Origin of the sequence: Shewanella mytili (assembly GCF_046765975.1) — a bacterium.
Classification (GTDB): Bacteria; Pseudomonadota; Gammaproteobacteria; order Enterobacterales; family Shewanellaceae; genus Shewanella; species Shewanella mytili.
Window position 1 is genome coordinate 219,169 of record NZ_JBKOUD010000004.1, and the last position, 25,699, is coordinate 244,867.

Sequence of the window (25,699 nt, forward strand, 5' to 3'; positions counted from 1 at the left end):
GCACTCCTTAACCACTAAAATTTACCACATCATACCCAGTAAAACGCTGGACGCAACCAAAATGCGGTCTGTAACCCGCCCCCAATAATTTGTTAACACTATCCCGACAAAACTGGCGAACAAATTTAAAATCAACGAGATAGCGCAGCACCCTGACCACCGTGTTGGGCCAGATCATCCACAATGCCTATCAGCCCTTTCCAGCGGCTACTGCACCACTCCGGTGCCAGCAATACCGGGGGTTTGGCATAAGCGGTAACCCGGTGAAACACCACCTCTCTTGGCGTATGACGAATGAGCGTACCGGCGCTTTGCACGTATTCATCAATGGATGGCGGTGACAAACGCCCGCTGCGCCAGGCTTTGGCCATGATGCTGCCCTGCACAATATGTAATGGGTGCAGCTTTAAACCGTCCACCCCAACGGCCAGCACCTGTTGCAAGGTTTGCAGGTGCATGTCCGCATTTTCCCCGGGCAGCCCCAAAATCAAGTGAGTGCACACTTTCAATCCCCGCTGGCGGGCCCGTTGCACCGCATCGGCATACGCCGCAAAATCATGACCACGGTTGATGCGTTTCAGGGTGGCATCATGGGCGCTTTGCAGCCCCAGCTCCAACCAGACCTCCCGCCCCTGTTGCTGGTATGCCAGTAACAGATCCAGCACCTCATCGGGAACGCAGTCCGGGCGGCTGCCCACACACAACCCGACCAAATCGGTGCTTGCCAGCGCTTCATCATAACGCTGCTGCAGTACGGCATATTCTTCGTAGGTACTGGTGTAAGCCTGAAAATAAGCCAAAAACTTGGAGGCCTTGGCCCGCAAACGCTGTTTGCCTTGTTGCAACTGGGTGGCAATGGGCAAACCGCTGTCAGGGGTATAACTGAAAGAAGCCACATTGCAAAAAGTACAGCCACCACGCCCCAAGGTGCCGTCCCGGTTCGGGCAGGTAAAACTGGCATCCAACGTCAGCTTTTGTACCCGCTCACCAAATCGTTGCCGGCAGTATGTGGCAAACGTTACAACAAAATCATCCAGACCCATAAATGACGACAACATCCGCAAAGAAAAATAGCTGTCAGTGTAGCAATTCCGGCGCACCAGCATATTGCCCGGTATCAAAGTTGCCCGAGTTAACAAATCCCAAACCAAAAAACGGCTAAATTTGAATATTTAGTCATTTGTTGTGATTTTTTATTACCACTAAAGTTTGACTAAATAATCGGCAAACAGTCTGGTACACTCTGGGTGGCCTGTTCGTTAATTTTTCGTAGCTTATTTTTTAATGACTTTATAAATTTATTTTTATTCATAAGGTTATACGTGGCAATTTTCAGTTTACGTTAACGGAAAACAATTAGAAATTCTTTATGGAATACCAGCTTTTTATTTCTATATATGCAATTTTTTGGTTTGACCTTTGAAGAGTCTCAGGATAATTTGAGAGGTTCGGGTGCATATCTATAGAAAATGGTTACTATAGCGCTGTATGTGGACGTTTAGTTGGGGGTTTGTATGAGTTTGTATCATCCCAGTTTCGAGCGGGAAAACTGTGGATTCGGCCTGATTGCCCAGATGGATGGTGAAGCAAGCCATCGCATCGTGCGTACAGCAATTCACGGGCTAGATCGAATGAAACATCGAGGTGGGATCGCCGCAGATGGACGCACCGGCGATGGTTGCGGCTTGCTGATGCAGATGCCCACCAGTTTTTTTGAGGCAATTGCCGCAGAATCCGACTGGCACCTTAGCCGTAAGTTTGCGGTGGGCATGCTGTTTCTGAGCCAGGATGACGCCCGTGCCACCACGGCAAAATACATCACGGAACGAGAACTCGAAAAAGAAACACTCAGCATAGCAGGGTGGCGGCAGGTTCCGGTAAACAGCGACATTTTGGGTGAGATTGGTAAAGCCAGCATGCCACAAATATGGCAGGTGTTAATCAATGCACCGGTAGGTTGGCGCACGGAAGATGTGGAGCGGCGCCTTTACATGGCTCGGCGCCGCATAGAACAACAACTACTGGATGACCCTGATTTTTATGTGGCCAGTTTATCCGGCCAGGTGATTGTTTATAAAGGGTTGATGATGCCGGCAGATTTACCGGCATTTTATTCCGATTTGGCCGACATGCGTTTACAAAGCGCCATCTGCCTGTTCCACCAGCGGTTTTCCACCAATACCTCCCCCAAGTGGCCATTGGCTCAGCCCTTTCGCTACCTGGCGCACAATGGTGAAATCAATACCATTACCGGCAATCGCCAATGGGCCCGCGCTCGCGCATACAAATTCAACTCGCCGTTGTTGCCCGATTTGCAACAGGCGGCGCCGTTTGTCAATGAAACCGGCTCCGACTCTTCCTCGCTGGACAACATGCTGGAGATGCTGCTGGCCGGCGGCATGGACTTATACCGTGCCATGCGGCTGTTGATCCCGCCTGCCTGGCAAAGCAATCCGGAAATGGATGATGAACTCAAGGCCTTTTACGACTTTAACTCCATGCACATGGAGCCTTGGGACGGCCCGGCCGGGATTGTGATGACAGACGGCCGCCACGCTGCCTGCGCCGTAGACAGAAATGGCCTGCGCCCGTCCCGTTACGTGATAACCAAGGACCGCATTCTGACCCTGTCTTCAGAAGTGGGCATTTGGGACTATGCGCCGGATGAAGTGACGGAAAAAGGCCGGGTAGGCCCCGGGGAGTTACTGGTGCTGGATACGGTTCGCGGCCGTCTGTACCAATCGTTTGAAATTGACAACGACCTCAAGCGCCGCCACCCCTATAAAGAATGGATGACGAAAAACAGCCGGACCCTGGTACCCGCGGAAAGGGTAGAGGAGTCACAGCTGGGCGTGAGCGAATTTGATGCGGCCACCCTGCTCACTTACCAAAAAATGTTTGCCTACACCCGGGAAGAGATGGAACAGGTCATCTGGGTGCTGGCCAGTAAAGGAGAAGAAGCCATCGGCTCCATGGGTGATGATACGCCCATGGCGGTATTGTCCCGCAAACAACGCACGCTCTACGATTATTTCCGGCAAAAATTTGCCCAGGTGACCAACCCGCCCATTGATCCGCTACGTGAAAAACACGTGATGTCACTGGCCACCTGCATCGGTAAAGAGCAAAACCTGTTTAATGAAACCACCGGCCATGCCTATCGGGTAATGTTTAATTCGCCGGTATTGTTATACAGCGATTTTCACCAGTTGCTGGCCCTTGACAGCACCTACTACCGGGCAAACGTGATAGATCTGTCCTACGCGCCGGCAGAAGGCCTGGAAAACGCCATAAAACGCATTACCAACAAAGCGGAAAAACTGGCTCGCAGTGGCACCACACTGGTGGTGCTGTCTGATCGCAACATCAGCAAAGACGCCCTGATCATTCCCATGGCCATGGCCGTAGGGTCTGTGCAGCAGATGCTGGTTGCCAAGAGCCTGCGCTGCGACACCAACATCATTGTGGAAACCGGCAGCGTGCGCGACCCGCACCACTTTGCCGTACTGCTGGGCTTTGGTGCCACCGCCATTTACCCCTATCTGGTGTACGAAACCATCGCCCAACTGGCCAAACAACGCCAGCAGCAGGAAGTGATTACCGCCATGCTCAACTACCGTTATGGTATTGAAAAGGGGCTGCGGAAAATCATTTCCAAAATGGGCATTTCAACCGTTGCCTCGTACCGCTGCAGCCAGTTGTTTGAAGCCGTGGGACTGGCGGATGAAGTCATTGACCAGTGCTTTAAAGGGGTGGTCAGCCGCATTCAGGGGGTGGGTTTTACCGGCATAGAAGCCGATGTGAAGCAGCGCACCAAAGCCGCTTTTCGCCCTCACCAGAATGTGGCCCAGGGCGGACTGCTCAAGTATGTTGAAGGCGGTGAATATCATGCCTTCAACCCGGATGTGGTCAACACCCTGCAAACGGCACTGAAAGAGCAGGATTACGCCAAGTACAAACAATTTGCCAAATTGGTGGATGAGCGGCCGGTGACCACCTTCCGCGATTTGATGACCATTCAAGGCCAGCAGCCGGCGGTTTCGCTCGATGCCGTCGAGCCGGATAAAAACCTCTATCCGCGTTTTGACACCGCTGCCATGAGTATTGGCGCCCTTAGCCCTGAAGCCCATGAAGCGCTGGCCATTGCCATGAACCGCCTTGGCGGACGCTCCAACTCCGGGGAAGGGGGTGAAGATCCGCGCCGCTTCAACACCGAGCGCAACTCGGCCATCAAACAGATTGCCTCCGGCCGTTTTGGGGTAACAGCCCACTACCTGATTAATGCCGACGTGTTGCAAATCAAGGTGGCTCAGGGCGCCAAGCCCGGTGAAGGCGGCCAGTTACCGGGGCATAAAGTCAGTGTGGAAATTGCCACACTGCGTTACGCCCGTCCCGGTGTGACACTGATTTCACCGCCACCGCATCATGACATCTACTCCATTGAAGACTTGGCGCAGCTGATTTTCGATCTGAAGCAAATTAACCCCAAAGCCATGGTGTCAGTCAAACTGGTATCCGAACCGGGGATTGGCACCATTGCCACCGGGGTGGCCAAAGCCTATGCCGACATGATCACCGTTGCCGGTTATGACGGCGGCACCGGCGCCAGCCCGCTGACCTCGGTGAAATATGCCGGCAGTCCTTGGGAACTGGGTCTGTCAGAGGTGCATCAGTCTCTGGTGCAAAACGGCCTGCGCCATAAAATCCGCCTGCAGGTGGACGGTGGTCTTAAAACCGGTACCGACGTGATTAAAGCCGCCCTGCTGGGCGCCGAAAGCTTCGGTTTCGGCACCGTGCCCATGATTGCCCTAGGTTGCCGTTATCTGCGGATATGCCATCTGAACAACTGTGCCACCGGTGTGGCCACACAAGATCCCACACTGCGTGAAAAACACTTCCACGGCTTGCCTGAGCGGGTGATGACCTACTTCCAGTTTGTGGCGGAAGAAGTGCGGGAATGGATGGCCAAACTGGGGGTTACCCGTTTTGAGGAGCTGGTAGGCCATGCAGAATGGCTGCAACTGCTGCCTGGCGAAACCGACAAACAGCAGGGGCTGGATTTATCGCCCATTTTGTACCGGCCAGCAGTCAGCAGTGCTACCGCCCTCACCTGGCAGGAGCTCAATGACCCTGCCGATAAAGGCGTACTCAACCAAGAGTTGCTGTCCAAATGCGGCGCACTGGTGGACAAGGGCGAAAAATTTGACGCCTGTTTTGCCATCAACAACACCGATCGCTCCGTAGGCGCGGCGTTATCCGGCCATATTGCCGGCAAGTGGGGACGAAAAGGTTGCCCGCAGCCCATTCAGGTGCACTTCAACGGTAGCGCCGGACAGAGCTTTGGCGTCTGGAACAGCCCTGGACTTGAGCTGTCCTTGTGCGGGGATGCCAATGATTACGTGGGCAAAGGGATGTCCGGCGGCAAGCTGAGCATCTATCCGCCTCACGGCAGCCCGTTCAAGTCTGAACGCAGCGCCATCATCGGCAACACCTGTCTTTATGGTGCCACCGGTGGCCAGCTGTTTGCGGCCGGTCGCGCCGGCGAACGCTTCGCCGTTCGCAACTCCGGTGCATTGGCGGTGGTAGAAGGCTTGGGTGACAACGGCTGTGAATACATGACCGGCGGCATTGTGGTGGTACTGGGCACCACCGGCGTTAACTTCGGTGCGGGCATGACCGGTGGTTTTGCCTATGTGTTCGATCAGTTTGGCCGTTTCGGTCGCCGGGTCAACCCGGAAATGGTCGAGCTGATGAAAGTGGATGCCCCCATCCACCAACAGCACCTTAAAGGCCTGATTGAACAGCATGTGGCAGAAACCGGCAGCGAACATGCCAAAGCCATTCTGCATGACTTTGAGAACTGGCTGGACTGTTTCGTACTAGTGAAACCCAAGAATATTGCAGCGGCGGATCTGCTAAAAACACAGACACCCAGCCCTGAACTGGCGGTAAATGCGGGGTAATGAGTCAATGAGTAACAATTTTCAATTTATCGAAGTGGACCGCGTTGATCCGGACAAACAGCCCGTAGCCTTGCGTAAGGCGCAGTTTATCGAGATCTACCAGCCATTTACCCAGGCACAGGTCAACCAGCAGGCTGACCGCTGTCTGGATTGCGGCAATCCCTACTGTGAGTGGCGCTGCCCGCTCCATAACTACATTCCCAACTGGCTCAAGCTGGTGAAAGAGGGACGGATTATGGAAGCGGCCGATTTGGCCCATGAAACCAACACCCTGCCGGAAGTTTGTGGCCGGGTGTGTCCCCAGGACAGGTTGTGTGAAGGCTCTTGCACCCTCAATGCCGAATTTGGTGCCGTGACCATTGGCAATGTGGAAAAATTCATTGCCGATACGGCCATTGCCCAAGGCTGGCGACCGGACATGAGCGGCGTAACGCCGCGCCCGGAGCGGGTGGCCATTATCGGTGCCGGCCCTGCCGGTCTGGGCTGTGCTGACATTCTGGCAAGGAATGGGGTCAAGGCGGTGGTGTATGACCGTTATCAGCAGATTGGCGGTTTGCTCACCTATGGCATTCCGGCCTTCAAGCTGGATAAAGCCGTCATGAATACCCGCCGCCAGGTGATGGAAGGCATGGGCATCGAGTTCCGCCTGGGCGTTAATGTGGGTCAGGATATTGCCTTCAGCACGTTGCTGGAGGAGTACGATGCCGTGTTCCTTGGCATGGGCACTTACAGTGCCATGAAAGCCGGCCTGCCCGGTGAAGATGCCAGCGGCGTCATCCAGGCATTGCCTTATCTGATTGCCAATACCCGCCAGCTGCTGGGTGAAACGGCATCAGCCCAGCAACCCTATATCGACCTGAAAGGCCAGAAGGTGGTGGTACTCGGCGGGGGTGATACGGCCATGGACTGCGTGCGCACCGCCGTGCGCCAGGGCGCGGCAAGTGTTACCTGCGCCTATCGCCGGGATGAAGCCAACATGCCGGGCTCCCGCCGTGAAGTCAAAAACGCCCGTGAAGAAGGAGTGGCGTTTTTATTCAACCGCCAGCCTACCGCCATCAAAACCGACAATGGCAAAGTGGTGGGCATTGAATTTGTGGAAACACAACTGGGTGAAGCTGACAGCAGTGGCCGGCGGCGACCGGAACCCATTCCCGGCAGCGAACAACTGCTGGCCGCGGATGCGGTGATTATCGCCTTTGGTTTTCAGCCAAGCCCTGCCCCCTGGTTTGCCGAGCACGGCATTGAAGTGGATGAATGGCAACGGGTGAAAGCCCCCAAAGACAGCGATACCCCATTTCAAACCACCCATCCCAAAGTGTTTGCCGGTGGCGACATGGTGCGGGGGTCGGATCTGGTGGTAACCGCCATTGCCGAAGGCCGGGAAGCCGCCAAGGGCATATTGAACTTCTTCGATTAAGCATTTTAAAGATTGCTTCTCCTATTGCGCATCCTGGGCTTGCCCTGATGCGCATTTTTTTGTGGCAGCCAAATTCACTATGGTATATTGAGCCGGTTTTCCGTCACTGAATTGATAAGGGTTATCCATGAAAATTGGGATTATCGGCGCCATGGAGCCGGAAGTTGCTCACCTGATTGCTGAACTGCAAGCCCCCCACAGCGTTACCATTGGCTCGGTAGAATTTGTCAGCGGTCGCCTGGGCGGTAAAGAGGTGGTGATCACCCGTTCAGGCATTGGCAAAGTGGCTGCGGCCATGGCCACCAGCTTGCTGATTGAAAAATTTGCTGTTGATGCCGTTATCAATACAGGCTCAGCCGGTGGTTTTGTGGACAGCCTGGAAATTGGCGATATCGTGATTTCCAGCGAGCTGCGTTACCACGATGTGGACGTGACCGCATTTGGCTATGAAATCGGCCAGATGGCCCAGCAACCTGCCGCCTTTGTTGCCGAGCCCAAATTGGTCAACGCCGCCCAACAGGCCATTGTGGGCTTAGGAGAGGTAAAAGCAGTATGCGGACTCATTTGCACCGGTGACAGCTTTATTTGCGATCCACAGCGCACAGCCGTCATGCGCCAGCATTTCCCCGCAATGGCCGCCTGCGAAATGGAAGGTGCCGCCATTGCCCAGGTGTGTCATCAGTTCAACGTGCCCTTTGTGGTGATCCGTTCCTTGTCTGACAATGCCAACAACAATTCCCCTGTCGATTTTGATGCTTATCTGGTAAAAGCCGGCAAGCATTCGGCACTGATGGTGATTGGCATGTTGCATCACCTCTGAGATTGCCATGCCCGGCACCTTTATTGACACCCTATGGCAACAAGATGGCGAACTGTTGCGCCATTTTGCCACCATGCTGCTGCCGCTACTGGCCATAAAGGTGCTGCCGTTACCAGCACAACTGCAGCCCCTGCGCTGGCAGGGCAAGTTGGCAACGGCGCTGGCAGCCAAAGTGTTGCATCTACACCGCCCCCAGCAACAGCAATCCCTTGCCGGCGTTTTGTCGTTGTTGCTTCTGGTGCTGCCTTTTTGGATCATCAGCGCCCTGCTGCTTTATATGGCTGCCTATCCCTGGTTTTTTGAAATGCTCATTCTTTACCTGTGTTTGCAGGACATGGGACTACTGGGTACAGCCTCGGCCATTCAAAAAGCGCTGCAACAACATGACAAGCCGCTGGCCCGGCAGTTACTGAGTCCTTGGGTGCCATGGGACACCACAGAGTTGTCGGAAACCGGCATGGTGAAAGCCACCATTGAACTGCTGGTAACCATGCCCGCATACCGGCTGCTGGGCACCCTGCTGGCCTATCTGCTGCTGGGAGCACCACTGGCGTTGTTGTTGGCCATGTTGTGGCAGCTGCAGCTTAGCTGGTGGCCCCAGTCCCCCCGCTTTAGCCAGTTTTCCAAAATCCTGGGCTGGCTGAATTACGGTTTGTTCTGGGTCCCTTTAAAGCTATGGCGCCTGTCACTGGCATTTTATGGGGGATTTCGCCGCAGTGCGGGAACAGAATGTCAAACAACCCATCCGGCGTTACGGGGCCACCAGCAACTGTGCGCCGCCAGTGCTGCCATGCTGCAGATTGAACTGGGCGGCCCGCAAAAATATGATGGCAACAAAGTCAGGCTGCAACGCCACTGTTTTGGCCCCTTGCCATCGGCCCGGGATATTAACCGAGCACAACAGCTGGTAAATGCTACACTGGCTTTCTGGCTGATCCTGCTCAGCGCCATACCGTTGCTGTGGGTGGGGCTACGCTGGTTTCACACCCTGTCATGATTGTTACTATTTCACTGCACCCCAGGAGGTTTTGTGCTGGAACAAATGCCCATATCACTCACCACACCGGCACTGCTGTTTCCGGCCATTTCATTGCTGTTACTGGCCTATACCAACCGTTTTTTTTCACTGGCGGCATTAATCCGCAATTTAAGTGCCAGCGACAAGCCCATTGCCAGTGAGCAACTTAAAAACCTGCGCCGGCGGATTGTGATCATCAAGCGCATGCAGGAAGCCGGGGTTTCCAGCTTTGCCTTGTGCGTACTGTGCATGATCCTTATCTATCTTGGCTTTCATCAAAGCGGCTCACTGGTCTTTGGCGGAAGCCTGTTGTTACTGCTGCATTCGTTGATTTTGTCAGTGATTGAAATTCGCATTTCAGTGGATGCGCTCAATATCCATCTACAGCAAATGGATGAACATTAAGCCGTTATGGCCGTCTTATTGTCCAGGTTAACGTCAATGGCGGTGTCATTGACGCCTGGTTACATTTCTGCGCCATCAGCGGCTTGATTAGCATCCTGACACAGGGCATTATGCCCGTGATTTGAAAGGGGCTTGCCCTTTCTGTGCTGCGGCGCATGCACCATAGCCGTGCCGCCGCAATATGACGTTATGCCGCACCCAGTGTTACATTCCCCAAAAAAGAGAAATATAGTTTGCGTTATCTGTGGTTAGTTTTCGTTTTCATGTCTCTTCCGCTGTCGGCGAATAACAGCGAAATGCCGGCGGAGCAACAGATGGCCATGAGTTATCTCAAGGCATACACCAACCACAACTACCCAAAGCTGGCAACATTCTATAACCGTGACAGCGTGTTTGTGGATGTGACCGCCGGCCGCAGCTACACCGGCAGGCGCCATATCATTGAATTTCTGGAACGTGCCCATCGGGGAGTCCTGGAATATGACTTCAATATCGAGCACATGTTCAACTCCGGCGCATTGGTGGTCATGATAGGCAACTACCACTTCAAAGGGCCGGGGGAACAGTTTGGCAAACCGGGGAAAATCATTGATATTGCCGTTCCCGGCGTGACCACCCTCAAGCTGGATTTGCTCAATCACCGGGTAAGCAAGCATCAGGATTTTATCGATTATCAAACCATGACGGATCAACTGGCGGCCCAGTAACCGGCCATTGTTCGTGGGGGGAACTCCCCTGCCCAATCACTGTCCCACAAGAAAGAGAATGAATGGTGCCCAAACCTGACTCGCAGGTGGGCGCTGCATCTGTAATTGAGGTACGTATGGGGCATTTTTCAGCCATGAGTGCAGCCGCGCTGTGTTTGCTATACAGCAACATGGCTGCCGCATCACTTAAAACGGCTGCAACACCAGCATCCCCATTGGCAGAGCCGCCAATGGTGCTTTCCTATGCAGTGCAACCGGTCAGTCATTTCAATCAGGCCCTGGCCAAAGCCCAACGGCAACAAGCGGCCTGGAGCCAGGATCCCCGACAGATAAGCCGGCAGTATTCCGGCCAGGGCTTTCAGTTGGTTGACGCCAAACAATACAAAGGACAGATGATCACTTACAGCATCAAGGCGCCCCACCCGGGGCATCCGCAAATGTTGCTGATTTTGTCACTGGGAAAACAGCAGGGCCACTGGGCTCTGGATAAAGCCTGCTTGAGTTGGCGCTGTGCCAGCGATGACTTTTTCGGCACCAACCACTGTAAAACGGTGCCCGTGCCCCGGTAATTCCCATTAAAAAAGGGCCGAAAGGCCCTTTTCATTCGGGTTTAACCGCGCGTCAGGCCACGGTCACTTTGGCAAACTTGCGCTTGCCCACCTGGAATACGGCCTCGGTGCCGGCGTCATAATGCTGTTTGGCATCATCCACCCGCTCACCATCCATTTTCACGGCGCCCTGTTTAATCATGCGCAGGGCTTCGGAGGTGGAAGCCACCAGACCGGCGTCTTTGAGCAGGTTTGCCACGGCAATGCCTTCAGCCCCTGCAGTCAGGGTGATTTCATCGATATTGTCAGGCAAGGCGCCTTTCTGGAAACGGGCAATAAATGCCTGATGGGCCGCTTCGGCTGCCGCCTCATCGTGGAATCTGGCAATAATCTCTTTGGCCAGCAGAATTTTGATGTCCCGAGGATTGGCGCCATTGGCCACATCTTGCTTGAACTGCTCGATTTCCGTAAGCGGACGGAATGACAGCAGCTCGAAATAACGCCACATCAGCTCATCGGAGATGGACATCAGTTTGCCGAACATTTCGTCCGGGGCTTCACTCACCCCGATGTAGTTACCGGCAGACTTGGACATTTTCTTAACGCCATCAAGCCCTTCAAGCAGCGGCATCATGATGACGGTCTGCGGTTTTTGCCCTTCGGCTTTTTGCAGCTCACGGCCCATCAGCAAGTTGAATTTCTGATCGGTACCGCCCAGTTCCACATCCGCCTGCAATGCCACTGAATCATAACCCTGCAGCAGCGGATACATGAACTCATGAATGGCAATCGACTGCCCAGAGGCATAACGTTTTTTGAAGTCGTCACGCTCCATCATGCGGGCCACGGTCTGGCGCGAAGCCAAACGCAGCATGCCGGCAGCACCCAAATCCCCCAACCAGCTGGAGTTGAATACGATGCGGGTTTTGGCCGGGTCGAGGATCTTATACACCTGTTCCTTGTAGGTTTCCGCATTGGCCAGTACCTGTTCCCGGGTCAGTGGCGGACGGGTGGTGTTCTTGCCGCTTGGGTCCCCCACCATGCCGGTGAAATCCCCGATGAGGAAAATGACTTCATGTCCGAGTTCCTGGAAAGTGCGTAGCTTGTTCAGGATAACGGTATGCCCAAGATGGATATCCGGTGCGGTAGGATCGGCCCCCAACTTGATTTTCAGTGGACGTCCTTCTTTCAGTTTTTCAACCAGATCAGCTTCTAGCAGGATCTCTTCCGTGCCGCGCTTAATCTCCGCCATTACCTGCGCTAAATCAGCCATTTTGCCAACAACTCCCAAGGCTCTTCAAAATCAAAGAGACTTATGTTACTTGTTAGCCAGCCTAATTTAAAGTGTGTAAACTGGCGCATAATGCCCAAGTGTGACGATTTGGTACCGGAGTCGATGGCAAAACTTATAACACTATTCAGATTACTGCCCAAAAAACACCAGATTTTGCTCGGCATGCTCGCTGTTTTCAGCTTACTGATTTTATTTTTACCCCTGGAAGATGCAAGCGCTTCACGTCACACCACCAGCAAACCGGCGGTACGTTATGAGGTGCCGCTGGCATTTCGCACGCCCGAAGCACCGCTTGCCCAAGGCGTGTCAGAAAGCGGTGTGCCCGAAGATTCAGAAGCCATGGCTGAGGCCATTACCCAACAACTTGCCAATGAAACCCAGCAGGCACTGGAACCCCAAACCGACCGTCAGGCCGGCAATCTGGCAGAGCTGGAGCATTACGAGATAAAAAAGGGTGACACCCTGGCAGCGGTTTTTAACCGGGCCAAGCTCAGTGCCCGAGAGGTCTATGACATCAGCCAATTGGCCTTGGCCAAACAGCACCTTATCCGCATTATGCCCGGGGAGTCTTTAGCCATTGGCAAGAATGCCGATGGCACGCTACAAGAACTTCGCTATCAGATTGATGCCATTTCCACCCTCATCATCAGTAAAATCGCTGGGGAATATCAGGCGCAAATCACCCATAAAAGCGTGGAAAAACGCCAACAGTTCGTTGCCACCCAGATAAAAAATAATTTCTGGAATGCCGGCATCAATGCCGGGCTCACACCGGCGCAAATCATGCAACTGGCGACCATTTTCGGCTGGGATGTGGATTTTGCCCTGGATATTCGGGCCAATGACAGCTTTGCCCTTATTTACGAGCAGGAATATGCCGACGGTGAGTTTTTGCGCAACGGCAACATTCTGGCGGCGGAATTTGTCAATCAGGGACAACGTTACACCGCGGTGCGTTATACCGACGGCAAGTATTATTCTGCCGACGGGCGCAGCATGCGCAAGGCCTTTTTACGCTCACCGGTGGATTTTAAATATGTCAGCTCCAACTTTAATCCCAAGCGTCTGCACCCGGTAACCGGGCTGGTACGCCCCCACCGGGGAGTTGACTACGTAGCCGCCATCGGCACGCCCATCAAGTCTGCCGGAGCAGGTCGTGTCATTGAAGCCAGTTATAACAAGTACAATGGCAACTATGTGTTCATCAAGCACAATGAAACCTACACCACCAAATACCTGCACCTGAACAAACGCAAAGTGAAACGGGGCGAGGTGGTCAAACAGGGGCAGATTATCGGCACACTGGGCCGTACCGGCCGGGTGACCGGTGCCCACCTGCACTATGAATTTATCGTCAATGGCGTGCACCGCAATCCCAGAACCGTCAACCTGCCCAAGGCATTACCCATTGCCAACAAAGAAAAACATGCATTTATGGCCATTAGCGAACAGTTAATGGCTGCAATTGCCCACAACCAACAGATACGAATTGCCAGACAATAACGGGAACCACAGATGAAAACCGCTTATTACATAGGACTGATGTCAGGCACCAGCATGGATGGCGTAGACGCTGCACTGGTGGATTTTTCCAGTGGCAGGCCCCAGCTGCTTGCCCATCATTCAGAAGATTATCCGACACATTTATACAAAGGGCTGCAACGCTTGTGTCAGCCGGAGCGGGATGAAATCAACCGCTTGGGGCGGCTGGACCGTACCGTGGGTAAAATTTTCGCCGTTGCGGTCAATCAGTTGTTGCAAAAAGCCAAACTGCAGGCCGCTGACATCTGTGCCATTGGCAGCCACGGGCAAACCGTGCGCCATATGCCCAGCCTGGAAACGGGCTTCACCCTGCAAATCGGCGATCCCAACACCATTGCGGTAGACACGGGAATTGACGTGATTGGCGACTTTCGCCGCAAAGACATTGCCCTGGGTGGCCAGGGAGCCCCTTTGGTACCGGCATTTCATCAGCAGATATTTGCCAAGCCTGGCCACAGCCGCATCATTCTGAATATCGGCGGTATTGGCAATATCACTTTTCTGCCGGGGGATGGTAGCCAAGTGCTAGGCTTTGACACCGGCCCCGGCAACACATTGGTGGACGCCTGGATCCAGCATGTAAAGCAGGTATCGTTTGATGACAAGGGATTATGGGCTGCCAGTGGCACCACCCATCTCCAGCTGCTGCAACAATTGCTGTCTCATCCCTACTTTGCCCAGTCCTACCCCAAAAGTACCGGGCGGGAGCTGTTCAATCAGGCCTGGCTAACCCAACAGTTGTCCGAATTCGGCCAAATCCCGGAAGAGGATATTCAGTCCACCTTGCTGGATCTCAGTTGCCATACCATGGCAACTGAGATCCAAGCCCTGTGCGACCACGGGGAGATTTACGCCTGCGGCGGCGGCGCGTTCAATACCACCTTATTGCAGCGCTTGCAGCAGTTGTTGCCCCGCCATACCCTGCACACCACAACCGCGCTGGGCATCGACCCCAAATGGGTGGAGAGCATTGCTTTTGCCTGGTTGGCCATGCGGCACCAACACGGTTTACCGGCCAATTTACCTGCGGTAACCGGTGCTCGCCGAGAAGCCGTGCTGGGTGCCAGATTTCCGGCAAAATAGCGCTGCTGGCGCTTTATCATCCCCGGTGGCGGTGATAGCATTCGCCCCATCAACAGCTGACAGGACACAATGCAGTGAATACTGAAACACCCGTAAAAAAGATGGCCCAGATGTCGCCGGAAAAACGCTTTGATTATCTGATTGAGCAAGTGCGCCAACACCAGGAGTTATGGGTACTGCATGACGCCCATGGCTGTGTCATGTTAACCACCGACGATGAAGACTGCATTCCGGTGTGGCCCAGCGAAACTGCCGCCAAAGAATGGGCCAAAGATGACTGGCAGGACTGCCAGCCGCTGGCCATCAGCCTGCAGGACTGGCAAGAGCGCTGGACCGATGGCATGGCTGATGATGATCTGCTGGTAGCCGTATTCCCGTTACTGGATGATTTGGGCGTGGTTGTTCCCCCTTACGAATTTGACCATAGCCTGTCACCCAAAAAATCCCATTAACCCGGTCTGCATGACGACGCAGGCTGTAGCAAGCACACAGGATGTAACAAGGCATGACGCAAACAATGCAACACCCACCCCTGCCCAAACGGCTTGTGCTTATCATGCTGGGGTATGCCGCGCTGTCGCTGTGGGGATTATGGTCAGGCACCGGCGTAATGCTGGCGCTGCTGAGCATCTTGATGCTGCTGGCTATCAGTATCCGTCATAAAGCCGGATTATGGCTGCTGCGCGGCTACGCCATTACCGCGCTGGCGGCCAGCACCACGCTGCCTTACCTGCTGCAACAAAATCCGGCGCTGTATCAGCAACTTCAGCATTCGGGGCTGTGGCCTTATCTGCAACACATCCCGGGCTGGTTGAGCATCAGCGTGTTAATTGTGCTGTCCATGCTGCAGCTGTGGCTGGTGTTCACGGCCAAGGTATCGGCATTTTTTCAGCGCAATGTGAACTTCAATCTCATGCAATAATCCGTGGTAGCAAAACGTCGCGGGCATGACACCCACAAAAAAACCGCCATATGGCGGTTTTTTATTACAGCGCCGTGGCGCCGATGTTTAAACAGAAAAACTGGCACCGCAACCACAGGTGGTTTTGGCGTTAGGATTTTTCACAAAGAAACGGGAGCCTTCCAACCCTGAGGTGTAATCCACTTCACCCCCTACCAGATACTGCAGGCTCATGGGATCAACCACCAGTTGCACCCCTTGTTTCTCTACGGTCAAATCCCCGTCATTGATTTTTTCATCAAAGGTGAAACCGTACTGAAATCCTGAACAGCCGCCCCCAGTTACATAAACCCGCAGTTTAAGTGCACTGTTTTGTTCTTCTTCCAGCAAAGCTTTCACTTTTGCAGCTGCCGCATCGGTAAAGCGGATGGGCATAGCTTCAGCTTGTTCAGTCATTACTACCTCTTACATCTGATTGCTGCGACGAATTATCCAATACCTGAGTTGTTTGTTCAAGTATTATGCCGGGGTCTTTTTCCCCGGTTAACAACTCGGGCACACTATAACTTTGTTCAGTTTCGCCACCTTTGCTGCGCCGGCTTGCCGGTACCACAACTTTGGCAGAAATACGTTGTAATTCAAATGATTCAGGAAGAGAAACATCCGCTTCCAGCACCTGAAAATATTTAAAACTAAAATTGAATTTACCTTTGCCTATCAGGGAATCAAGGCTGATTTCGGTTTCTTTGCCGTCCTGCAATCCCTGAAAGGTCACCTCAGCACGCCCTTTTAGCGATTGCTTGCGTTTTTGTAACTGGGTCAGAATCAACCGTAACCGATAACTGTTGGCCGACAGGCCAGTTTGTAGCTCCACACCATTAATGGCCACCCCATCCACATTGTTTTCCGGTGCCATAATGCTGCGGTAAAATGCCAGCTCCCGCTCCAAACCCTGCTGCTTTTGATGTTGCCTGGCAAACATCTCCTGCATCTCTTTATTGGACTCCTTTGCCAACTGTAATTCAAGATTGCGGCTGGCCAATATTTGTGACTGGCTGGTCAATTCAGCTTTTAATTGATTGATCTTGTTGATATTGGGCTTGTTGGCAATCGGGCTGTTATCTTCCCACAGGGAAAAAGACAGCGCCCCGGCAACAAACGCCACCAACAGCAGCGACAACAAATACAGCGAGGAGGGACGGATCCGCCGTTCAAACCATTGCAAACGCAGTAACCAGCGCGGATATTTTACCATTCCCTGCAGCCTTTATATTTGAGTGTATGTAAAAAGATGTCACCGATGCCCGGCGGCCTTTCCCGCTCGTTGGGTTGAGCCTCATTCATTACGCCCCGGGTTTTACCCCAGTTTCAGCCGCCTCAGCACTTTTTTTACTCTCCAAGGATTGTTGCAACAGCGCAGAGTATAACGGGCGTCCTCCCAAAGCCTGGGCAATGAAAGTGGCGCCAAGGCAGGTTGCCAGCAGCGGCAGGATCAGCTGGTAGTTGTCGGTCATTTCCACGACCAGTACGATACCGGTAACCGGGGCGCGCACGGTGGCGGCAAATAACGCCCCCATGCCCGCTACCGCATAAACGCCGGGTTCGGCCACCAAATCAGGAAACAAACCAGCGGCAATACTGCCATAAGCCAGCCCCAACAAGGTACCCAAAGCCAACATGGGCGCAAAAATGCCCCCTGGCGCACCGGAGGCAAAACACCCCAGCGTGGTCAGCATTCTGAGGGCAAACAGTAACACCATCACCGCCCAGGCCATAGGTTCCCGTACAAAATCGGTGATCAATGCAATGCCGCTGCCGGCAATATTGGGCACATAAAGCTGCAACAAGGCAAAAACGCCACCAAATAAAGCGCCGGTACAGGTCACCCGCAGCAGACGGTTTTGATGGTAGCCTTTGAACATTGCCGTGGCTTTTAATATCCAGCGGTTAAAATAAATGCCCACAATGCCAAACACGATGCCCAAGACAACAAACAGCCATAACGAGGCCAATGGCGGCACCTGAAATGTGGGAATGTCCATTACCGCCTCCTGGCCCTGGAAATAACGCATCACGATGGTCGCCATCAGGGTGGCTAACGTGATGCATTTAAAGGAGGTAAAGTTGTAACGAAACTGCGGCCGCATCTCTTCCACAATGAACAAAATGCCCGCCAAAGGCGCATTGAATGCCGCCGCCAGCCCCGCCGCGGCCCCGGCCGCTGTCAATACATGGGGGGCAAATTGGAAACGTTTGGCACCTTCGGCGCACATGCGCCCTACCGCGCCGCCAATCTGTACCGAGGGGCCTTCACGCCCCAACACCATGCCTGAGCTGATGGCGCAAACACCCGCCACAAACTTGACCGGCAACACCCGCCACCAACGAATGTCATGCAAGCCATCCAAGGCCCCTTCTACATGGGGGATGCCACTTCCGGAGGTTTCCGGGGCGATTCTGGCCGTCAACCAAAACCCCAGCGCCGCCACCACGGCACCGGCCATAATCACCAGCAATGCGCTAAGCCATAATGGCAGGCCCCAATCGTCAAAATAATGGATGCGATAATCCGCCATGAAATGGATGGCCATTTCAAACATGGAAACCACCAGTCCGGTAATCGCCCCTACAAGCGCGGATAACGCCAGCAATACCAAGTAGTCCGGATTGGCCGTAAAGTAGTTGGAACTTAGACGTAATCTGAGGTGGTTTCCGGGGCGGAAATGGAAGTCTGGAAACTTGGGCATGGAGTTAGGTACTTTCGTTATAATTAATGAGCCGAAACCGGAACCACACAGGGATGGTGCTGCCGGCTAATGCTAAGGGATCTGTCGTGATTTCTCCATTTTTTTATGTCCGGTCAGGGCATTTTTATGATGCAAGCGGCCTGGATTTACAAGTTCACGACCCAAAACATCCGGTTATCCGCCACATTGGCCCCATCACTTGCAACCGCGGCTGTCAGGATGCGGGCGCAGTTCAACTTTCTATGATTTTCCGAGCATTGATCGTTTTCAAGATCCGGGGCTTCTGCTATAGTTCCGCCTCAGCCAAATACCTTATAACCTGTGTGCCACTGCGGCACTCCCTACACGGAAACAAGGCTGATGAACCAATTCCAGGGATCTCACATCCTGTCTGTTAACCAGTTAGATCTGGACGCCATTAACACCATTTTTGAAGTTGCCAAACGCATGACACCTTATGCGCTCAGGGAAAAACGCACCCGAGTGCTGGACGGCGCCATTTTGGGTAACCTGTTTTTTGAACCCAGCACCCGTACCCGCGTCAGCTTTGGCTGTGCCTTTGACTTGCTGGGCGGGCGCGTTGCCGAAACCGTCGGCATGGCCAACTCCTCCTTGTCCAAAGGGGAATCCCTGTACGATACCGCGCGGGTGCTGTCCAGCTATTCGGATGTGATTGCCATGCGTCACCCCCAGTCATATGCGGTAAAAGAGTTTGCCCAAGGCTCCCGGGTGCCGGTGATTAACGGGGGAGATGGTGCCAATGAACACCCCACCCAAGCCCTGCTTGACCTGTTCACCATCAAAAAAGAGCTGAACAGTAACGGCCTGACCATTAATGGCATGCACATTGCCATGGTGGGAGACTTGAAGTTTGGCCGCACGGTGCACTCTTTGTCGCGCCTGCTGTGCATGTACAAAAACATCAGTTTCACCCTGATATCACCCAAAGAGCTGGCGATGCCGGACTCTGTGATCGCCGACATTGAAAATGCCGGTCATCACGTCACAATTACCGAACAATTGGAAGGTAATTTACACGATGCTGATATTCTGTATCTGACTCGGATCCAGGAGGAGCGCTTCCCATCACAGGAAGAAGCTGACAAGTATCGGGGTAAATTCCGCCTGAACAGCGCCATTTACACCAACAACTGTAAGTCCAACACCGTTATCATGCACCCGCTGCCAAGGGATTCCCGGGCGCAGGCCAATGAACTGGATAACGATCTGAACAACCATCCCTCTCTGGCGATTTTCCGTCAGGCAGACAATGGTCTGTTGATCCGCATGGCGCTGTTTGCCCTGACACTCGGGGTGGACAATCAACTGGAAAAATACGAGTGTCCGGTCAACTGGTATTCACGCAAGGCCGACAGATAAGACGGCCGTTAACTGTAAGGAAATAATATGACCCGTTCTGAAGACCTGTTTGAACAGGCCAAGCAAACCATTCCCGGTGGCGTTAACTCGCCGGTGCGCGCCTTCAATGGCGTGGGCGGCACGCCCCCATTTATCGACAAAGCCGACGGTGCCTATATTTATGACGTGGATGGCAAGGCTTATGTGGATTACGTGGGCTCCTGGGGACCGATGATCCTGGGTCATAATCATCCGAAAATCCGCGAAGCCGTGCTTCAGGCGGTGGACAACGGCTTATCTTTCGGCGCCCCTACCGCACTGGAAGTGGAAATGGCCCAGAAAGTGATTGAGATGGTGCCCTCCATAGAACAGGTGCGCATGGTAAGCTCCGGCACCGAAGCCACCATGAGTGCCATTCGTCTGGCCAGAGGCTATACCAACCGCGATAAAATCCTGAAATTTGAAGGCTGTTATCACGGCCATGCCGACTGCTTGCTGGTAAAGGCCGGCTCCGGCGCCCTGACCATGGGTCAGCCCAGCTCACCCGGCATTCCCGCGGATTTTGCCAAACACACACTGACTGCCGAGTACAACAACCTGGACTCGGTTCAAGCCCTGTTTGAACAGTATCCTGATGAGATTGCCTGCATTATCGTGGAGCCCGTTGCCGGCAACATGAACTGTGTTCCGCCCGTTGACGGCTTTTTACAAGGGCTGCGGGCCATTTGCGATCAATACAACGCACTGTTGATTATTGATGAAGTGATGACAGGTTTCCGTGTTGCCAGAAATGGTGCCCAGGGCCACTATGGCGTTACCCCGGATCTGACCACATTGGGCAAGGTTATCGGTGGTGGCATGCCGGTTGGCGCCTTTGGCGGCCGCAAGGAAGTCATGCAATACATTGCGCCTACAGGCCCTGTGTATCAGGCAGGAACCCTCTCCGGCAACCCTATTGCCATGAGTGCAGGCCTGGCGCAGTTAGAAGCATTGTGCGAACCCGGCATTTATGAAGCCCTGGCAGAAAAAACCAAACGGGTAGCAGAAGGCCTCAAAGCCGCCGCCGCCAAACACGGTATTTCATTGGCAGTCAATTACGTGGGGGGCATGTTCGGCATCTTCTTCACCGATGCACCAGCCGTCACCTGTTTCTCTCAGGTCACCAAATGCAATGTGGCACAGTTTGGTGAGTTTTATCATGGCATGCTTGATGAGGGCGTGTACTTGGCACCCAGCGCCTTTGAGGCGGGCTTCCTGTCGCTGGCACACGGCGACAAAGAGATTGAAGCTACACTGGCAGCTGCCGATAAAGTCTTTGGCAACATGAAAGACGCACAAAAGTAATATCGACAATTAAAACAGGCGGGATACCGGTAACACACTGGCATCCCGCTTTTTTATTGTGGCTGTTTTCCCTTTCCATGTTCGCAATTCACCAGCGCTGGTTATTCCATCAGTCATCACCCACAACAATGCTATTAATATTTGTTTGATAAAAATTTAATAAAAAAATAATAAAGTTCAGATTTCATCCTTTTATATTCATAAATGCATTTATCCATTTATTTATTAACAACCACTTTTAAACGCTTTGCTAAATTTCAAAGCATTACCACTTAACAATAGTTATTTTAGTTAACTAACCATCATTAATAACATTGAGATCTTAATTCCAATAAATTTACCTGCACTTTACACAAACTTACATATCAATATAAAGTCATGATACTTTTTGATTAAAGAGTTGCCTGTCTATATTTCGCACTACCAATGAGCAACACGGCACCAAAAATTCAAATGCTTTTAAAAGGGTTGTTAAGAATAGCAGGCTAAACACTACATTTTAATTGTTTCATTTTGTTCGCATGTTTTAAAAAAACGCCTGTATTTTTTAGCCGTTACGCTTTTAACATTAATTCAATGGTTACAGCCATAAGAATTAACAGTTACAGAGGGAATCTGGGGGTGACACTCAATTATTTCAACTGGAATAGCAATTCAAAAAACATGGTTATTTAAAAAATAATTTAGCTGTTAAGGATTTACATGAGCGTTAATCATTATAAGTTTCACCCGCCGAAGAATTTTTCAGGTGTTATTGCCGGTGCGTTGGTGTGTGGCCTGTTTCCTACCTATGCCTGTGCCGATTTTAGTGTGACATCCTCTTTGAAAGGTCTTTACGAAAGTAGCGTTTATAGTGTCGACTACAACAAAGACGGCAAATTGGATCTCTTTTTACAAGGCACCCCCGGAAGTCCTAAAGAGAATTATTTATATCGAGGAGATGGCGCCGGCGGCTTCACGCTGGATAATTCAACACTAGCGGCATATACCTATACAGGCAATGAGTACTTGGCTTGGGGAGACATGGATAATGACGGTAATGTGGATATGTTCATCGCCCATGATAAAGTTGAAATACTCCAGCATGGCGGCACAAAATTTTCAACATTCCTGCCCGTTAGTGATGCCTCCACATTTAAACGCGCCAAATTTTTCATTGCCGACTTTGACAACAATGGTGCTGCGGACATTTTAGCAACGCCAAGTGCCCAACACCCGACAATCTTCTTCAATCAGGACAATGCAACATCTTTTAACCCTGTTAATTTCAGTGAACCCCTCGATATAAAAAATGCGTTATCAACTGCTGCCGGAGATTATGATGAGGATGGCGACCTGGACATTGCGGTATTTGGTCAATACGTAACAAGTCAACAGTGTTTTGCTGGTGGCACATTTGGCCCGGATGGCAAACAGGAACAGATATGTTTTGATTCTAGTCACGCTCCCCGTTCCGCCATGTTTAGAAATGACGGCGATAGCTTTACAAAAGTAGAGATTGGTTTTGGCGAAAGTCTTTATGCTCAACAATCCATCTGGCTGGATGTTGATAATGACGGTGATATAGATCTTGTCGTTTTTAACTCAACCTCAAATGGTAAAAAGATAAAAACATACCGTAACACCCGAGGCACACTGTCGCTCATTGATGACATAAACCTCTCCTCCAGTTTCTCCATTAGATCATGGGCCTGGTTCGACCATGATAACGATGGCGATTTGGATGTGCTGTTGATGCCAAACAATGGAGCAAAGGATTTACCGTTAATTTACAACAATGACGGCTCCGGCAAATTTACCGACTCCCACATTGCGCTGGTAGCATATGATCAGGGGATGATTGCCCTAGGGGATTTTAACCGGGATGGCAAAACCGATTTTGTCATGACGGGGGACGGCAACCGGGGAACGCCCACCGGACGCACGGAAATCTTCCTGAACACCACTGATAACGACAATACTGCACCCACAACACCCACCCATCTCAGCTTTACACCGACCAGTGATGATGGCGGACGCCTTAGCTGGTCTGCTGCCACCGATGACAACACCCCACAGCCGGGCCTGACCTATAACCTTGCCATTGGAACCACCCCGGATGCCCAGGATGTACTGAGTGCCGAGGCGAATTTGACCACCGGCGCGCGCTATACCGTGGAGCCCGGCAACAGTGGCTGGGGAACCTTTCATGACATCAAGGGCTTAACCAACGGCAAAACCTATTACTGGAAGGTACAAGCCGTGGATGGTGCCTATATGGCCTCCCCGTTTGCCTCCGGCTCTTTTGTGATGAGCACCAATGCCGCCCCGAAATTTGCCCATGACAACATCAGTGTCAACATGCGGGAAAACAGCGCTGCGGTTGAAATTCCCCTGGCCCAATTGGCGGCATCCGATACAGACTCAAGCGATACGCTGACCTGGTCACAAGGCGGCACCGCGCCGCAAAAAGGGACGCTTTCCATTCAAGGCAGTGCTGCCGCCGGCAATGACAAAACCCCGCAGGTGGCCACCTACACCCCCACTCCCAATGCCACGGGGGAAGACACCTTTACCATTGCCGTGAGTGACGGCAAAGAGACCGATACCCTGACCGTCTCGGTTAATATCTATAATGTGGTCCCGCAACTGGAAGATACCACATTCACCGTGGCTGAAAATGCCTCTAACGGTACGGTGGTTGGCACCATCACCCCCACAGGGGACACCAATGGCCTGACGTTCTCCATCAACGACCACGATAAATATTTCTATGACGTGTTCGCCGTCAATCGGCAAACCGGCGAAATCACCATCGCCCATGCTGACAAGCTGGATTATGAAACCCACAAAAGCTATTTCTGCCACGTGGGCGTGGATGATGAAGATACCCCGCCACTGGATGCAGCGGAAACGTCTGCCACAATCACCATTAACGTCACGGATGTGAATGATGCCCCCAGCGCGGTGGGTGGCACCGCCATGGCCACCGAAGACACCGCCTATACCCTGAGCATTGCCGATTTTAACTACCATGATGCCGATGGCGATGGCTTGGCTAACATCCGCATTGAAAGCCTGCCCAGTAATGGCAGCCTGTTACTCAATGGCAACAGGGTCTCGCCCGGCCAGGAAATTACCGCCGGCGACATCACGCGGGGAGCCTTGAAGTTCATCCCTGCCGACAACGCCCACGGCGATACCTACAGCCTGTTCTCTTTTAGCGTCAGTGACGGCACCGATTACAGTGACTTGTCCGGGACGGTCAGCATCAATGTGGCGCCCATAAATGACGCGCCCACGGTCAGTGGCGGCACCATCACGGTGCTGGAAGACAACACACAGGTACTGACACTGGCCGATATCGGCTATCAGGATGTGGACGGCGACAGTTTGGTCAAACTGCGAATTGACGGCCTGCCTACAAAAGGGCAATTGCGGTTGAACGGCCAGCCCGTAAGCCGTATGCAGGAGATTGGCGCCGCTGAGCTCGCGGCCGGCCAGCTGACGTTTACGCCGGCAAAAGATGCCAATGGTGATGATTACGACCGTTTTTATGTAAGCGCTACCGATGGCACCGATTACAGTGCACAAGTCGCCCACATTGGGGTGAATGTGACCCCGCAAAATGATGCGCCAACCGCCACTGATGCAACCCTGACGGTGATAGAAGACACCCCGTATGCCCTGACCCTGCAAAATGTGGGATATCACGATGTGGATGAGGAGCCCTTGGCAGCCATCCGCATTGAAAGCCTGCCTGCGGCCGGAACACTTTCGTTGAACGGGCAGCCGGTCACGGCCATGCAGGAAATCGCCGCCTCGGCACTGCAACAAGGTGAGCTGAGCTTCACCCCGGCCGACAACGCCAATGGTGATGACTATGCCCATTTCACCTTGCGCGTAACTGATGGCAGCGTCTATGCCACATCCAGCAATACGCTCCGCATCAATGTCACCGCCGTCAATGACCTGCCCACGGCCAAAGCCAGCGGCGAGGCCTTGCCGGATGCCCTGCAGTTTGTGGAAGATACCCCGGCAGATTTCGATTTGAGCGGGATCCGTTTTGAAGATCCGGACAGTCTGCTTACCATCACGCTAGGGCTTTCTGCCGGCCGCTTTGACACCCCGGCAGACGGCAGTCACGTAGGTGACGGTGTCACGGTGACACAAGCAGCACCCGATACCATCGTGCTTCGCGGCAAGCCTGATGACATCAACCTTTATTTGCAAACGCCCCGGCACCTGCGTTACCTGCCAGAGCAGGACATGGCCGGCGAGGATGTAGGGCAATTGGCCATTGTGATGGATGATGGTGCCGTGGATGGCATTGTTCGTTTGGCCCCCATCGCCCTGGACATCCAGCCGCAAAATGATGCCCCCACCGCCAGTGGCAGCACCGCCGCTGCCGTGGAAGATACGGCCTACACCCTGAAACTGTCAGACTTTGGTTATCAGGATGTGGAAGGCGATAACCTGTCCAGCGTGCGCATTGACAGCTTACCCCGCAATGGGCAATTGTGGCTTGATGGCAACCTTGTGGTACAAGGACAGGAAATTACCGCCGCGGCC

Annotated in this window: 19 protein-coding genes and 1 pseudogene; 15 read left to right on the plus strand and 5 right to left on the minus strand. The window is 53.0% G+C overall.

Annotation, left to right across the window (positions count from 1 at the left end; translation table 11 throughout):
• Window positions 1-131: 131 nt before the first annotated feature.
• Entirely contained in the window at window positions 132-1,043 is a 912-nt protein-coding gene (locus ACIDEJ_RS06600) for a TIGR01212 family radical SAM protein (protein WP_411987312.1), read from the minus strand.
• Window positions 1,044-1,514: 471 nt separating this feature from the next.
• On the opposite strand from ACIDEJ_RS06600, the gene gltB reads away from it, so the two are divergent.
• The 7 genes from gltB to ACIDEJ_RS06635 all read left to right on the plus strand — a co-directional run bounded on the left by gltB (window position 1,515) and on the right by ACIDEJ_RS06635 (window position 10,899).
• Window positions 1,515-5,963, plus strand: a complete 4,449-nt coding sequence (gltB, locus tag ACIDEJ_RS06605) for a glutamate synthase large subunit (RefSeq protein ID WP_411987283.1) — start codon at window positions 1,515-1,517, stop codon at window positions 5,961-5,963.
• A gap of 7 nt (window positions 5,964-5,970) precedes the next feature.
• A complete protein-coding gene (locus ACIDEJ_RS06610; RefSeq protein ID WP_411987284.1) occupies window positions 5,971-7,380 on the plus strand; it encodes an FAD-dependent oxidoreductase in 1,410 nt (469 codons plus the stop codon).
• A gap of 127 nt (window positions 7,381-7,507) precedes the next feature.
• Entirely contained in the window at window positions 7,508-8,200 is a 693-nt protein-coding gene (locus ACIDEJ_RS06615; RefSeq protein ID WP_411987285.1) for a 5'-methylthioadenosine/adenosylhomocysteine nucleosidase, read from the plus strand.
• Entirely contained in the window at window positions 8,178-9,197 is a 1,020-nt protein-coding gene (locus ACIDEJ_RS06620; protein WP_411987286.1) for a cobalamin biosynthesis protein, read from the plus strand. The genes ACIDEJ_RS06615 and ACIDEJ_RS06620 overlap by 23 nt, the downstream gene beginning before the upstream one ends.
• Window positions 9,198-9,242: 45 nt before the next feature.
• Window positions 9,243-9,623: a DUF2721 domain-containing protein gene (locus ACIDEJ_RS06625; RefSeq protein WP_411987313.1), complete on the plus strand. Its 381-nt coding sequence runs from the start codon at window positions 9,243-9,245 to the stop codon at window positions 9,621-9,623.
• Window positions 9,624-9,886: 263 nt separating this feature from the next.
• The gene (locus ACIDEJ_RS06630) at window positions 9,887-10,330 is read left to right on the plus strand and encodes a nuclear transport factor 2 family protein (RefSeq protein ID WP_411987287.1); all 444 of its coding nucleotides are present in this window, start codon (window positions 9,887-9,889) and stop codon (window positions 10,328-10,330) included.
• Window positions 10,331-10,392: 62 nt separating this feature from the next.
• Window positions 10,393-10,899, plus strand: a complete 507-nt coding sequence (locus ACIDEJ_RS06635; RefSeq protein ID WP_411987288.1) for a hypothetical protein — start codon at window positions 10,393-10,395, stop codon at window positions 10,897-10,899.
• 52 nt (window positions 10,900-10,951) lie between these two features.
• Here ACIDEJ_RS06635 and tyrS read toward each other — a convergent pair whose 3' ends face one another.
• The gene (gene tyrS / locus ACIDEJ_RS06640; protein ID WP_411987289.1) at window positions 10,952-12,151 is read right to left on the minus strand and encodes a tyrosine--tRNA ligase; all 1,200 of its coding nucleotides are present in this window, start codon (window positions 12,149-12,151) and stop codon (window positions 10,952-10,954) included.
• Between the two features lie 123 nt (window positions 12,152-12,274).
• Between tyrS and ACIDEJ_RS06645 the strand changes: the two genes are divergently transcribed.
• From ACIDEJ_RS06645 to ACIDEJ_RS06660, 4 genes are all read left to right on the plus strand, one after another.
• On the plus strand, window positions 12,275-13,675 hold the full coding sequence (locus tag ACIDEJ_RS06645) for a peptidoglycan DD-metalloendopeptidase family protein (protein ID WP_411987290.1): 1,401 nt from the start codon (window positions 12,275-12,277) through the stop codon (window positions 13,673-13,675).
• Window positions 13,676-13,687: 12 nt separating this feature from the next.
• Entirely contained in the window at window positions 13,688-14,797 is a 1,110-nt protein-coding gene (locus tag ACIDEJ_RS06650) for an anhydro-N-acetylmuramic acid kinase (RefSeq protein WP_411987291.1), read from the plus strand.
• Window positions 14,798-14,898: 101 nt separating this feature from the next.
• Window positions 14,899-15,249: a DUF2750 domain-containing protein gene (locus ACIDEJ_RS06655; protein WP_411987314.1), complete on the plus strand. Its 351-nt coding sequence runs from the start codon at window positions 14,899-14,901 to the stop codon at window positions 15,247-15,249.
• A gap of 53 nt (window positions 15,250-15,302) precedes the next feature.
• Complete coding sequence (locus ACIDEJ_RS06660; RefSeq protein WP_411987292.1) at window positions 15,303-15,719, plus strand: hypothetical protein; 417 nt, start codon at window positions 15,303-15,305, stop codon at window positions 15,717-15,719.
• 87 nt (window positions 15,720-15,806) lie between these two features.
• Here the strand turns inward: ACIDEJ_RS06660 and erpA are convergent, their stop codons facing one another.
• From erpA to clcA, 3 genes are all read right to left on the minus strand, one after another.
• On the minus strand, window positions 15,807-16,154 hold the full coding sequence (gene erpA, locus ACIDEJ_RS06665) for an iron-sulfur cluster insertion protein ErpA (RefSeq protein ID WP_411987293.1): 348 nt from the start codon (window positions 16,152-16,154) through the stop codon (window positions 15,807-15,809).
• Complete coding sequence (locus tag ACIDEJ_RS06670; RefSeq protein ID WP_411987294.1) at window positions 16,147-16,953, minus strand: DUF6776 family protein; 807 nt, start codon at window positions 16,951-16,953, stop codon at window positions 16,147-16,149. Before ACIDEJ_RS06670 ends, erpA begins: the two co-directional genes overlap by 8 nt.
• A gap of 88 nt (window positions 16,954-17,041) precedes the next feature.
• The gene (clcA, locus tag ACIDEJ_RS06675; protein ID WP_411987295.1) at window positions 17,042-18,445 is read right to left on the minus strand and encodes a H(+)/Cl(-) exchange transporter ClcA; all 1,404 of its coding nucleotides are present in this window, start codon (window positions 18,443-18,445) and stop codon (window positions 17,042-17,044) included.
• A 360-nt stretch (window positions 18,446-18,805) separates the two neighbouring features.
• Here clcA and ACIDEJ_RS06680 point away from each other — a divergent pair, with 360 nt between their 5' ends.
• From ACIDEJ_RS06680 to ACIDEJ_RS06695, 4 genes and pseudogenes are all read left to right on the plus strand, one after another.
• Window positions 18,806-19,825, plus strand: a complete 1,020-nt coding sequence (locus ACIDEJ_RS06680) for an aspartate carbamoyltransferase (protein WP_411987296.1) — start codon at window positions 18,806-18,808, stop codon at window positions 19,823-19,825.
• A gap of 27 nt (window positions 19,826-19,852) precedes the next feature.
• Window positions 19,853-21,148 (plus strand): glutamate-1-semialdehyde 2,1-aminomutase, encoded by a 1,296-nt coding sequence (hemL, locus tag ACIDEJ_RS06685; protein ID WP_411987297.1) that lies wholly within the window; start codon window positions 19,853-19,855, stop codon window positions 21,146-21,148.
• A gap of 702 nt (window positions 21,149-21,850) precedes the next feature.
• A pseudogene (locus tag ACIDEJ_RS06690) lies at window positions 21,851-22,867 on the plus strand (FG-GAP repeat domain-containing protein); the annotation flags it as partial.
• A 15-nt stretch (window positions 22,868-22,882) separates the two neighbouring features.
• Window positions 22,883-25,699, plus strand: a 2,817-nt coding sequence (locus ACIDEJ_RS06695) for an Ig-like domain-containing protein (RefSeq protein WP_411987315.1), incomplete at its 3' end; no start/stop codon positions are given.